The 13,163-nt window shown below is 42.5% G+C and carries 10 protein-coding genes and 1 tRNA gene; 10 read left to right on the top strand and 1 reads right to left on the bottom strand.

The features are described 5' to 3' along the window. The first annotated feature begins 108 nt into the window (after positions 1-108). The 9 genes from W7W_RS0101220 (at position 109) to W7W_RS0101165 (ending at position 9,032) form a co-directional block, all read left to right on the top strand. Positions 109-510 (top strand): DoxX family protein, encoded by a 402-nt coding sequence (locus tag W7W_RS0101220; protein ID WP_010662051.1) that lies wholly within the window; start codon positions 109-111, stop codon positions 508-510. Between the two features lie 304 nt (positions 511-814). After that, positions 815-889, top strand: a tRNA-Val gene (locus tag W7W_RS0101210). A gap of 150 nt (positions 890-1,039) precedes the next feature. Further along, positions 1,040-1,378, top strand: a complete 339-nt coding sequence (locus W7W_RS0101205) for a hypothetical protein (RefSeq protein ID WP_010662049.1) — start codon at positions 1,040-1,042, stop codon at positions 1,376-1,378. Positions 1,379-1,395: 17 nt separating this feature from the next. Then, positions 1,396-2,229 (top strand): peptidylprolyl isomerase, encoded by an 834-nt coding sequence (locus tag W7W_RS0101200; protein WP_010662048.1) that lies wholly within the window; start codon positions 1,396-1,398, stop codon positions 2,227-2,229. 69 nt (positions 2,230-2,298) lie between these two features. Further along, positions 2,299-3,114: a peptidylprolyl isomerase gene (locus W7W_RS0101195; protein WP_010662047.1), complete on the top strand. Its 816-nt coding sequence runs from the start codon at positions 2,299-2,301 to the stop codon at positions 3,112-3,114. 12 nt (positions 3,115-3,126) lie between these two features. Continuing rightward, complete coding sequence (locus W7W_RS22710) at positions 3,127-4,437, top strand: peptidylprolyl isomerase (protein WP_010662046.1); 1,311 nt, start codon at positions 3,127-3,129, stop codon at positions 4,435-4,437. A gap of 71 nt (positions 4,438-4,508) precedes the next feature. Beyond that, positions 4,509-5,285 carry a hypothetical protein gene (locus W7W_RS22705; protein ID WP_010662045.1) on the top strand — a complete coding sequence of 259 codons (777 nt, stop codon included), beginning with the start codon at positions 4,509-4,511 and terminating at the stop codon, positions 5,283-5,285. A 153-nt stretch (positions 5,286-5,438) separates the two neighbouring features. Next, entirely contained in the window at positions 5,439-6,458 is a 1,020-nt protein-coding gene (gene pheS, locus W7W_RS0101180; RefSeq protein ID WP_010662044.1) for a phenylalanine--tRNA ligase subunit alpha, read from the top strand. A 1,062-nt stretch (positions 6,459-7,520) separates the two neighbouring features. Next, positions 7,521-9,032, top strand: a complete 1,512-nt coding sequence (locus W7W_RS0101165; RefSeq protein ID WP_010662043.1) for a BCCT family transporter — start codon at positions 7,521-7,523, stop codon at positions 9,030-9,032. Between the two features lie 204 nt (positions 9,033-9,236). On the opposite strand, the gene W7W_RS0101160 is transcribed toward W7W_RS0101165, so the two are convergent. Next, positions 9,237-9,749, bottom strand: a complete 513-nt coding sequence (locus W7W_RS0101160) for a GNAT family N-acetyltransferase (protein ID WP_010662042.1) — start codon at positions 9,747-9,749, stop codon at positions 9,237-9,239. Between the two features lie 105 nt (positions 9,750-9,854). Here W7W_RS0101160 and W7W_RS0101155 point away from each other — a divergent pair, with 105 nt between their 5' ends. Continuing rightward, positions 9,855-12,839, top strand: coding sequence for a basic secretory protein-like protein (locus W7W_RS0101155; RefSeq protein WP_010662041.1), 2,985 nt, complete (start codon positions 9,855-9,857; stop codon positions 12,837-12,839). Positions 12,840-13,163 lie beyond the last annotated feature (324 nt).

The following is a 13,163-nucleotide window of genomic DNA, read 5'->3' as shown; positions in this document are numbered from 1 at the left end:
GCTCTCAGGCTATCAGTCTGTTATCATCTTATTTTTCTTATCAATAAGGCTGGTTAAAACCAAATTGTCATTTCGTTGTTAATTTAATTCATCAAAAACAATATCGACATGAAAACATCAAAAGATTTAGCTGCACTTATATTACGTGTGGGATTTGGCTTTTTCATAGCATTCGGACATGGGTTGGGCAAACTTCAAATGTTGCTCTCCGGAAATATTCAGTTCCCCGCTTTGTTTGGCATCAGTCCCACAATTAATCTGGTATTGGCCACTCTCGCTGAATTTGTGGCAGGAATTATGGTGCTGATAGGTCTCAGAACCCGTCTGGCATCTATTCCGCTTATGATTACCATGCTCACTGCAGCATTGGTCGTACATTCCGGGGATCCATTATTCTCTGCCGGAGGGGCTTCCAAAGAGTTTGCTTTGGTTTACTTTATTGCGTTTGCAGCAACTTTCTTCCTGGGATCCGGTAAATATTCAGTGGATGCCATCGCAGGAAAAAGATAAAAACTATTTTTTTACAGGATAAATGTTAAAATCACTTACAAAGGTTGATGTCAGGGGGTAATCAGGTGTGTGGAGGTGTGGAAATGATATTTTTATCCACTTCAAATCAAAAAATATCCACTTTTTGTTTGAGGTTGTTAAAAGATGTCTATCTTTGTCGCCAAGAAAGTTTCGCCTTTCCCTTAGATCAGAAAAAAAATCCAGAGAAAAAGGTTCGGTGGTTTGCCGAACCTTTTTTTGTTGATTTTTCTTTTGCAACATGAGGAACGAATCCTTTTTTTACTATTTTTGCAGCACAAAGCAGGGGTTGTTAGCTCAGTTGGTTTAGAGCATTACCTTGACAGGGTAGGGGTCACTGGTTCGAATCCAGTACAACCCACAAAAGGCCGGCAGGAATTTCCTGACCGGCTTTTTTATTGGCATTGATGCAATTCCTTAACTTTTATTATTTTTGACTTTTACAATCATCCCCCTGAGGTAGAGGAAATATGTAAGAAACGTCTTCAGGCGGGGAAAAGGGGATATAGTTATGACAGAATACAACGCAGAAAACTGGGACTTGATGGTTCTGGAGATCAGTAAAAAGTTTAAGGTGACAGCGGATTTTGATTTTATGTTGTTTCTTATTGGGATTCAGGAGTTGGGGAAGGGGATGAAGCCCTACGAAAGACAGGAGAAGATGGATTTGATTAATCTCGGAAAATGTACCCTGTTGAGCAGAGAAGGTTACCTGAAAGCCAACGGTCGTGATGAAGAGGGGTGGCCGCAGTTTGAAGAGGTGAAACGGTTAAAATCGCTGACTCCTTCATTTTTGAACCATGTGCTTAAAAAATCCGCATTCGAATATCTAAAAATTCAATTACAGTAATCAGAAAATTTTGAACCATGACATCATTTCTTTCTTTTAGAAAAATTACGCTGTTTTCACTTGTTGTGTCTCTGGGCGTATTGTTTACCCATTGCGATGAACCTGAGAAAAAGGTTTTGGTGAAAACCCCTTATGGCAATATGAAAATTAAACTTTACGACGATACACCTCAGCACAAGGAGAATTTCCTTAAACTGGCGGAAGAGGGTTTTTACAATGACCTCTTGTTTCATAGGGTAATTGAAGGCTTTATGATTCAGGGTGGTGACCCCGAATCCAAAGGTGCTGAAAAAGGTGCCCGGCTCGGCTCCGGAGGTCCAGGATATACTGTGCCTGCAGAAATTAATTTCCCGAAACGTTTTCATAAAAAAGGCGCTTTGGCTGCTGCCCGTCAGGGTGATCAGGCCAATCCTGAACGTAAATCTTCGGGTTCACAGTTTTACATTGTCCAGGGTGAAACGATGACCACCGAACAATTGGATAATTTTGAAGATCAAATGGGGCAGAGAGCTATTCAGGCTCGGATGTTTGATAAAATCACTCCTTACCAGGATTCTTTGATGGCGATGCGTCAGCGTGGCGATCGTGAAGGTTTTGAGGCGCTCATCTCAAAATTGGAAGAGGAAACCAAAGCTGAATTAGGTGATTCAGCCAAATTTGAATTTCCCGAGGAGGTGCGCGAGGCATACACAACTATCGGAGGAACTCCCATGTTGGATGATGCGTATACCGTGTTTGGGGAAGTGGAAGAAGGTCTTGATGTGATCGATTCTATTGCAAAAGTAACTACTGATCAGATGGATCGTCCACTCGAAGACATTGAGATGACTATGGAAGTTATTGAGGAATAATATTTGCATACTTTTTTGACCGGGTTGCATTTTGTAATCCGGTCATTTTTTTAATCATACCTGAGAGATATGCGGAGATTTTTTATTTTTCTGATGGCAGGTTGTCTCCTTGGAGCAATGAACACTGTTTACGGGCAGGAGTACACGCATTATGTACTCATCAATACCAACCTGGGTAACATGAAAGTGAAATTGTACAACGACACTCCTAATCACCGGAATGAATTTCTAAAACTGGTAAACAGTGATCACTTCGACGGAACACTTTTCTACCGGGTGATACAAAACTTTGTTATTCAGGGAGGGTCCTCTGATTCACGCAATGCTCCTGCTGGTAAACATATCGGGTATGGCAATTCTGCAGTTATCATTGATGCCGAGACCCACGAACACCATTTTCACAAAAAGGGTGCTTTATGTGCTCCCCGTCAACCCGAAGATGTCAATCATTTCAGGATGTCGGATATTTCCCAGTTTTATATTGTTAAGGGAAGGGTGTGGACAGATGAACAATTGGAAATCATTGAAAAGAACAACAATATCCCCATTAAAAACAGGCTGAAAAAAGAGTTCTATGTACCCCGAAAAGAGGAGTTGGCCCGGCTGAAGAAGGAGGATCCCCGTGCTTTCAATGAGTTACTTCGCGACATAAAGCAGAAGATCAATTTTGAATATTCATTGTCTGATTACATTGAATTTTCAGATGCTCAACGTGAGGCTTACACCAGTATTGGCGGTTTGCCTGATTTGGATGGTGACTATACCGTTTTTGGAGAAGTTGTCGAGGGGTTTGATGTTATTGATAAAATTGCTGCGCTGAAAAGAGATGAGAACGACCGCCCTTTTACTGATGTGGTTATTAAGGTGGAAGAAATAATGCAATAAAACGCTTTTAAAATGCACCGGAACTCTGGTTTACTTTCTTATTTTCTATTCAGTCTTTTGATTTTTTCCGTAGTGGGATGTAATAATTCTTCCGGGAAAAAGGAAACAATAAAAGATAAGGTTTCCTTTGGCTCTTATCAGGATAATATCAAAGGGATGGTCGAGATTCGTACTTACGATCACTACAATCGTGCATTGAACAGAGGTTTTGGCTTTTTTGTGGACGAGAATCTGGTGCTCACCAACTTCGAATGGATCAAAGGAGCTTACAAAGCAGAGATTGCTCCCGTTGGAACCCGTGATATGACGGAAGTAGAAGGATATACCGCCTACGATCACAATCTAAATCTGGTGGTGCTGAAGGTAAAACAAAATAACACGGATTACATCAAGGTTAAAGGCAGCCTTGCACAGCCCGATACGCTGTACACCCTGAAAAGACCCAAACGAAAACTCTTTGTTGTAAAGGCCCTTGCAGGTGACTATCAGGAGCTGGATTCGTTGGGCTTCTGGACTGTCCCGGATAACATAAAAGAAAGCAAACCGGCTTTCAGACTGAATCATGAATTTATGGGTATCGTTCAGGAGAGAGGCTCCAGGGACTCTTTACAAAGGGTAGTGCTTTCCAAAAAGTACATTGCCCGGCTGTTGAAAGAGCAGAACGAGCGTGCTGCTTCCATCTATGATCTCCGAACCAAAACTGACAAAGTATATATTTCTTACAAAAAAGTAGCCGGATTTCGCATAAAAACCACGATGGGAGATATTGTCATTCGTACTTACGATGAGTTGCCTGCCTATCGGGATAATTTTATAAAACTCGTCAGTGACCAGTTTTATGATAGTCTGACGGTTCACCGGGTACTGAAAAACTTTTTGATACAGATGGGAGCGGCCGACTCAAAATATGCAGGTAAAGATGATGTGGTGGGCTGGAAAGGTCCGGGCTATACTTTACCTACCAAAATAGTCCCCTCCCTTTTTCATAAGCGTGGAGCGGTTGCAGCCTCCAAACTTCCGGCCGCCCGTAATCCGCGAAACCGCTCAGACGGTTCTCAGTTTTTCATTATTGCAGGCCGTATTTTTACCGATGAGGAACTCAATGATATAGAACAGGAAAAGGGGTTCCGCTTTACCCCCACGCAGCGGGAAGTCTATACTACCGTTGGCGGAGCTCCCTATCTTGACGGAGATTACTCTGTTTTTGCAGAAGTGGTAAGTGGCATGGATGTTGTTGACAAAATTGCATCCGTCGAAACCTATGGTGAAGATCGCCCAGTGCAGGATATCCGGATTAAAACCATTGAAATTATTGAGAAATAGGATAATAATACTTGATGATGGTATTTCGCTATTCAGGTTTCATCAGGCCTTCTAACTAAAATTTGAAACACATGAAAACTGTAACTCTAATCCTCAGTTTACTGGTTACTTTGTTGTTTTCCAGTTGTAGCACTTATCAGTATGTAGGGCTTACCCCTTTGAAGACAGATGCTTCGGACGATGTCGGGGTTTCTCTGACAGATTCGCTCGAAATCAGCTATTCGTTTGATGGAGATGGAGGAGAAATTCAGGTGGAGATTTTTAACCGCTCCTTGCGCCCTGTTTTGGTTGATAAGTCAAAATCTTCGCTAATCAGAGCAGGTGAGACGATTCCCTTTTTCGATAATACTTCACAGATTTCGTCTGTATCGCACAGTCGGCAATCCTATGTTTATGATCGGGACTATTATACTACTACTCAAGGTGAAATTCAAACAAATCCCTCAATTTTGTTTATTCCACCTGATAGTAAAGTGCGTGTGAAAGGGCCCGTTCTTGAGCGGTCTTTCTTTGATTTTCCGGATACGAAACCTGTTGAGAAAGTGAACCTCAGAACAGACAATGGGTATTATAAAACCAGAACAGTGTCTTTCTCCGGGGAGGAGTCTCCCGCTACTTATCGTTTATTTCTGACAATTATCCCTTATGGGAAGGAGCAGGAACCGGTATTTGTTAGTCAACAGTTCAGTGTGAAAAAGCTGACCAATACTTCTCTTACTCCCGGATACTTTACAAATGAGGGAGAGAACAACTTCTATATTAAAGAGCCCAACGGTTTCGGGGCTTTTATGGGAGGAATTGCGGCAATGGCTCTGGTGGTTGTGCTTGTTGTCGCAGGTGGGGCTTAGTTGTGCCGCAAACATTACAATTTAAACATTTTTGCCGCATGAATATCTCTATCCACTTCCATTCCCCAAAAAATATAATACCCCGGCGAGATTTAAGCAGGTGGAAAAAATTATTACTTTTGTGGTTCAAATTGTTCCAAAAAATCAGAAACAATGCTTGATAAGATTAAAGATTTACTGGAAGAAGTAAAGAACCTGAAGGCAGAAACTGCTGAAGAGGCAGAACAACTGCGGATTAAATATATCAGTAAAAAGGGAATTATTCCCCAGCTTTTCAATGATTTTAAGAATGTCCCCAATGATCAGAAGAAGGCTGTTGGACAGGCTATTAATGAATTGAAGAATGCCGCCCAGGAATCTATCACTCAACTGAAGGAGCAATTTGAACAATCAGGGCTGACTTCAGGAGCAACAGATCTTACACTTCCCGGAAGTGCGATGCCCCTGGGTAGTCGTCATCCGCTCTCTATTGTACGCAATCAGATTGTAGAAATTTTCGATCGTATTGGTTTTTCGGTCGCTGAAGGGCCCGAAATTGAGGACGACTGGCACGTTTTTGAAGCTTTGAATTTCCCGCCGGAACATCCGGCCCGGGATATGCAGGATACCTTTTTTATCAATCAGGATCCTGATATTTTATTGCGTACACACACCTCTTCGGTTCAGATTCGTACCATGGAGCATCAGAAGCCGCCTATTCGTGCCATCTTCCCCGGCCGTGTTTTCCGTAATGAAGCTATTTCTGCCCGAGCCCACTGTATCTTTCATCAGGTGGAAGGGCTTTACATCGATAAAGACGTATCGTTTGCCGACCTGCGTCAGACATTGCTCTATTTTGCGAAAGAGATGTTTGGTCAGGATACCGAGATTCGTCTGCGCCCTTCGTACTTCCCGTTTACTGAGCCATCTGCTGAAATGGATATTTCTTGTACCCTTTGCGGAGGAGAAGGCTGTAATATTTGTAAGCACACAGGTTGGGTGGAGATTCTCGGATGCGGAATGGTTGATCCCGCTGTATTGACCAATTGTGATATTGATCCGGATGAGTACACCGGTTTTGCTTTCGGGATGGGAATTGAGCGCATCGCGATGTTAAAATATCAGATCAACGATATCCGTCTGTTCTTTGAGAATGATGTGAGATTTTTGGAACAGTTCAGGGCAGAATCGTAAAAGACTTTGTATCCGCTGAGATGCGATGATGCAGAGTTTTTATTATAATCTACAAACCGTGGGTCTTTAGGTTCACGGTTTTTTTGTGTGGAGCCCCGTCCGTTTCCCGAGCCGGCGGTTGGTGAGAAGGCTTAATGGGCGACTTCAAGGCCTTTCGGGTCAGCCGGAAATTAAGCTTGATGCGGGCGGATAGGTTTAGGCTTTGCCGCTTTCAGAGGAAGGAATCCGCCGCAGCTGCTCAAAGAAAAACTTTCCCTAAAGTTTTAACCTTGAGCATTCCTCAATATCCTGCAAACGCACTACTAGTGAAGCAATCTCATTTTTTTACCGGACACCTATGAAACGAGCATGGCAACGATTGCCACACGAGAATATGTATAAGTTTTTACATGCGAGTTCCATCAGACCAATAACTTAGTTTAATTATATACTGATGAAATCCAATAATAACCATACGGAGGAATACTGATAAGCCTGACTGCAGAATTTTCGGAATGTTAAAAAGTTTAAATGCACATTTACGGCATGGGTCCTCTTTATATCAGTGAATTAATCTTTATTCTTGCTAAAATCTTAATGATTGTCAATCACCTGTTTTCAGAAATTTAACAAAAAATTGCTGCAAAAATCTTAATGTATTTTGTTATTTCGCACCCTTAAAATTTTAAACCATTAGTTTTTACAGCAGATTTATGAATCAAACTGCCACATGGGCCGATATTCAAGCCGGCCTGGTAAATGATATTGCCGGAAAGGGCACAGAAAGTAGTGAGTTGGAAGTCCCGCCTTAGCGCCTCCCCTCCGATGTAAAGCCCATATGCTCTTATTTCAAGAGTCAACTAAGGAAAAAACTTACCAGACTCCTGCTTACATGCTGGAGCATACCACCCGAAGAAGCATTCAGACACAGTAAAGATTCTCACAATCATACGTGGTAGCACTCAATTTCCTAAGCGATATAAATGAATGTTCATGATTTTTTAATCCTAAAAACCGCAGAAGGAAAGGATTCAAAAGCATGACAAGTTGCATCCGGCCACATAATTACAAATTTTTAAACGAATGAAGAATTTCAAAAATAAGTATTTTGATATTTCAAAACCGGTGTTTATACCGGCAGCCATAATTACCTTTTTATTTGTCAGTTTAACCATTCTTTTCAGCAAAGATGCCGAAGCCGGGTTTTCCGGTTTTCAGTATTATATGTCGAGTAATTTTGGTTGGTTTATCACCCTGTGCATTAATTACTTTTTGATATTTGTGTTATATCTGGCATTCAGCAAATTTGGAAATATTCGAATAGGCGGGAAAGACGCCAAACCCAGCTTTAGCAAGTTTTCCTGGGTAGCAATGCTGTTTTCAGCCGGAATGGGTATTGGCCTGGTCTATTTTAGTGTTGCAGAGCCTATGCTGCATTTTAACAATCCCATTATTGAAGGAGCCTCAGATGTTGAAAAAGCCCGCCTGGCCATTCGCAATACCTATTTTCATTATGGGTTCCATGTTTGGGGAATTTACATGTTGCTCGGCATCGCACTGGCTTATTTTACCTTTAACAAAAACGCAGCATTATCCCTGAAATCTACCCTGGTTCCGTTGTTTGGTAACCGCCTGAATGGATGGCCCGGCCATATCATTGATATTGTGGCAGTTCTGGCAACGTTGTTTGGACTGGCCACTTCACTCGGCTTTGGGGCATTGCAGTTCAGTACCGGCTTATCGGAGTATTTTGGCTTGGAAAACTCCACCAGTTTGCAAGTCACTTCCATCATAGGAATAACATTAATTGCTACCATCTCGGTGGTAACAGGACTAAACAAAGGACTCAAATATTTAAGCAATGCCAATATCATCATAGCACTGGTTGTTTTTGCATTTGTGCTGATCCTGGGAAGTTCTCTGCGCCTGATCGATGGTTTTGTGGAAAGCTTAGGGACTTACCTCTCAGGCCTGGTTGAATTGAGCTTATTCCGAAATCAATATGGTACTCCCGGCGACTGGTTTAAAGGCTGGTCTATGTTCTACTGGGTATGGTGGATTTCGTGGTCGCCATTTGTGGGAACTTTTGTTGCCAGAATATCCAAAGGCAGAACCATCCGGGAAATTGGGGTTTTTGGACTGGTCATTCCCTCTGTTTTTTCCTTTTTATGGATGTCGGTATTGGGAGGAACCGCTCTGAATCTGCAATTAGATGGCAGCCTGGATATTGCCTCCATCGTGGCACAGGACAGCTCCGTCGGGCTCTTCAAAATGCTTGAGACCCTGCCTTTTTATGAAATCACCGCATTTATTTGCATTGTTTTGGTAGGTACTTTTTTCATTACTTCATCCGACAGTGGTTCTTTGGTGGTAGATATGATGACTGCAGGCGGAAAGTTGAATGCCCCGAAAGGACAAAAAGTATTTTGGGCTTTCATGGAAGGAGCTATTGCCATCGCATTATTAGTAGGGGGCGGTTTAACAGCGCTTCAATCTGCCTCTATTTCGACAGGCTTTCCTTTTGCTATTATTTTGGTGCTGGTGAGTTTGTCGTTGATCAAAAGTTTAAAGCAGGATGAGCAGTTAAAGAGCTGAGCATTTAAATTATATCAACAATATTAATACATTACAAGGCCGGTTGGAATGAATCTCCAGGCGGCCTTTTTTTGGCAGATTTCCGGGAAGGAAAAACGGTGTAGATTGTCGATTTGGTTGCAAAGAAATCCAAGCCGAAGAAGGGAACCCACAGATCATCAATGGATTTGTGGGTTGTTCATTGTCAGAATTATGAAATTAGAATTAAAGAGTTTTGATCATTGTTGCGGACTCTTTGTCTGAATTTACTATCTCAAACCCCATTTTCCGGTACATTCTGAAGGCATAATTTTTCTTATCAACACTTAATGATACTTGATGGTAATTGATTTTTTTTAGGTGGAGAAGGAGGGTTTTTAGCAATCGTGTCCCAATTCCTTTTTTTCTGAATTGTTGATTTACAGACATACATAATTCGGGGATTCCTGAACTTACAAAACCGAATCCTTTCTCATTTTCCTGGAATATTCTTGACCATGCTGCCCCAACAGGAATTCCCTTTTTTGTTGCCACCAGGCAGTAGTCGGTGCTTTTCCCAAAATCTTTAATATAGACAGCCAATTCAGGTTTTCGGGTAATTGACCTTGCAGGCTTAGCCATCCCTTCAGAAATAAAAATGGCATCGTATAGAAATTTTTCCAAAAGGATAATTTCGGATGACTCAATCTCACGAATGTTGATGCTTCCATGCATATGAGACAAGTTAGGAGCTTCCATTTTTTCGGATTCTTTTTAAACCCTAAAGGTAGTTTATTCGTAACTTAATGAGCAGATTAATTTAATGGATGCATGGCCCGTACTTTCCAAATATTGATTTTTTGTATGATGTTTCTGTATTTTTCTGCGGAATATGGGAAAGCACAATATTTTGGCAAAAACAAACCTTCGTACCGCTCGTTTGATTTTCATCTGTCGCAGACCGATCATTTTGATATTTATCATTACCTCTCCGACTCTTCGCGCATTGCTTTCATCGGAGGTCTTGCAGAGCAATGGTATCATTATCATCATCAAATTCTGGCAGATACGTTTGACAATAGGAGTCCTGTTCTGATGTATCGCAATCATGCCGATTTTCAGCAGACCAATGCCATTATGGGGGATATTGGTGTTGGAACAGGGGGTGTAACGGAAGGGTTGAAACGTCGGGTGGTAATGCCGTTCTCTTTTTCTGATTATCAGACCTCGCATGTACTGGGACATGAGATGGTTCATGCTTTTCAGTATCATATTATTGAGGAGAGCAGTAACCTGAATCTCGGAGCTATTTCGAGAGTGCCGCTTTGGATGATTGAGGGGATGGCAGAATATCTTTCGGTTGGCAACAGCGATGCATACACTGCTGTGTGGATGCGAGATGCTCTGCTGAGCAATGATTTCCCCTCTCTTAATGAGTTGGGTAATTATTCCCGTTATTCTCCTTACCGTTTTGGGCAGGCCTTCTGGTCATATATTGCATCCCGCTATGGGGAACAGTATCTTCGAAGGTTGTTCGTAGCCTCGGCAATAAACGGTTATCATAGTGCTATTGAGAATCAATTGGGATTAACGGTCGATTCCCTTTCGTCTGCCTGGCGAAGTACTTTAACCTCTAAGTTGATTACGGCTGAGGACAGCACTTATACAATGATTGGAAAACGATTATTTTCATCTCAAAATTCAGGAAAGTATAATCTGTCCCCTTCCGTTAGTCCGGATGGGAAGTACATAGTTTTTCTTTCAGAGCGGGATATTTATTCGCTGGATTTATTCCTGGCAGATGCAGCTTCGGGGGAAATAATTTCCAAAATATATACCAGTTCACATAATGCAGATATTGACGCCCTTGAATATACAGAGACCGCCGGTTCATGGTCGCCCGATAACCGGTATTATGCATTTGTTGCCTACCGGAAAGGGAAATCTGTAATTATTTTTTATGATGTGGAAAATGGGCAGACAGATCGCATCATTTTTCACCCGGATGTGGATGCTGTCTCTGCTCCAGCCTGGTCGCCCAACGGAAACGGCATTGCCTTTAGTGCCATGCGTATGGGCATTAGTAATCTATGCTTTTTTAGTTTTGCCGACAACTCCTTTGAGTTTCTGACTCAATCTTCTTATGCGGCTATGCAGCCTGCCTGGTCGCCTGATGGTCGATGGCTCTGGTTTATTACTGATGAACCCGCCCACGAACAATCTTTTTTCTTTCCCGGAAATTTTAATCTGGCCAAACTAAGTATTAAAACGGGTCAAGTCGAAGTGGTGTCCACTTTTCCCGGGGCAAAAAATCTGAATCCTTTACCCATTAATGACAGGGAGGTGTTGTTTTTGTCGAATGTAAACGGAAGGCGCGATTTGTATGTTCTGGATGGTCCAACAGGGGCCCTTAAACGCGCTACGGACTATGCCACAGGCATTATGGGGATTACAGAAATGTCACCGGCATTGAATATGGCGCAGGATACGCTCTACTATTCCATGCTGAAATCCGGAGTGTTTCAAATTATTAAAGCTCCCTTGGAGGGCTTATTGCATCAGGCCAAAAGGGTAGATCCACAACCTTTCGATTACAGAGCTGCTCGCTTGGCTCCCTATTCTGAACGCTTTTCAAGGGTTGATCAGAACCTGATTTACCGTGGGGTTCTTTCTGCTGAAACAGTAGATATGCAAGCCGCAGATCCTGAAAACCAATGGCAACTTGATTATGTGGGAAATATGGCTGCCGGGGTGATGACCGGGCGGTTTGGCACAGGAGTGGCCGGTAGTGTTGAGGCCCTGTTTAGTGATGTTCTGGGAAACAATCTTCTCTATGGAGGGGTCAGCATCAACGGGGAAATTTATGACTTTGGAGGGCAGATAGCACTACTTCATCAGAGACACCGCATAAAAACAGGAGTGAGCTTTTCTCACATACCATATCGGATGGGCTATTATTCATACGAGGGGGAGGACGATCAGGAGGAGTTGGTTTATTTCAGCCGCAGGATTTTCGAGGACAAAGGGGCCGTGTTTTCCTTTTTGCCACTTAGCCGCAGTGCAAGGGTTGAAGCGGGGATGTCGATGGCCCATTACAGTTATCGATATGAGAAAATCGAAAACATCCGCTCCTATTATCCCACATACAATGAAACCGGGCGAAAGATTGATGCTCCCGATGGCTACTGGGTCGGAAATTTGGATGTAGCCTATGTTTTTGATAATTCACGGTCAGGAATAGCATCTCCGGTGGATGGCACAAGGACCCGTATCCAGGCAGAGAAATATTTGAACGGGGTGAATGCTCATGCTTTTCTGGTGGATTTTCGAAGGTATAAATTTGTGCGTCCTTTCAGTTTTGCTTATAGGTTTTATTATTACGGACGTCATGGAGCGGATCGGAATACCAATCGGATGACCCGTCTTTTTGTCGGATATCCCTGGCTGGTCAGAGGTTATGATACCGGGGAGTTTTATATGGATAGTACTCAGAGTACCCGGGGTATCGGTATTAAACAGTTGATTGGCAATAACCTGTTCATTACAAACCTGGAATGGCGAATGCCTTTTTCCGGGCCCTTTGATTTTGCATGGTTTCGTTCGTCCACCTTTTTTTCTGAAATGGCCCTGTTTGTTGATGCCGGTATTGCCTGGGATGCAGATAGCAGGCCTGTCGCTGCCCTGACCACATCCTCAGACAGTCGAAGAATTCCCGTATTTAGTACCGGGATGTCATTGAGACTCAACTTTTTCGGTTTTATTGTGGTGGAGCCTTATCTTGCATTTCCATTTCACCAGAATCGCTTCTATAATGGGCAGTTTGGGTTCAATGTATTCCCGGGGTGGTGAAAAATACCCCCAAAAATTAACACCTTCTCATAAATAATTCGTCAATAAAATTTTTATCTTGTGACTGTTTTGGCTCAAAAAGAAAATCCTGATTTTTTTCTTTTATGCCAAATTCAGGACTGGTCATCAGTACCGGATTCCGGACATTGAGGGTAGTGGTTGATACAAAGCAGGTTGGAGGAGCAGGAGCTTAATGTGAAGCAATATGGCCTGGATATTTTGAATAATGAACATTCAGGTTAGAATCTTAATAGTGCCAGCAAGAAAACTAAGTTTTTTCTGAGTGCTTGATTCGAAAAGTTCAAGTTCAAGGCTTGTCCTTTT

The organism is Marinilabilia salmonicolor JCM 21150 (genome assembly GCF_000259075.1).
Classification (GTDB): domain Bacteria; phylum Bacteroidota; class Bacteroidia; order Bacteroidales; family Marinilabiliaceae; genus Marinilabilia; species Marinilabilia salmonicolor.
This window is presented reverse-complemented; position numbering and strand designations above follow the sequence as displayed.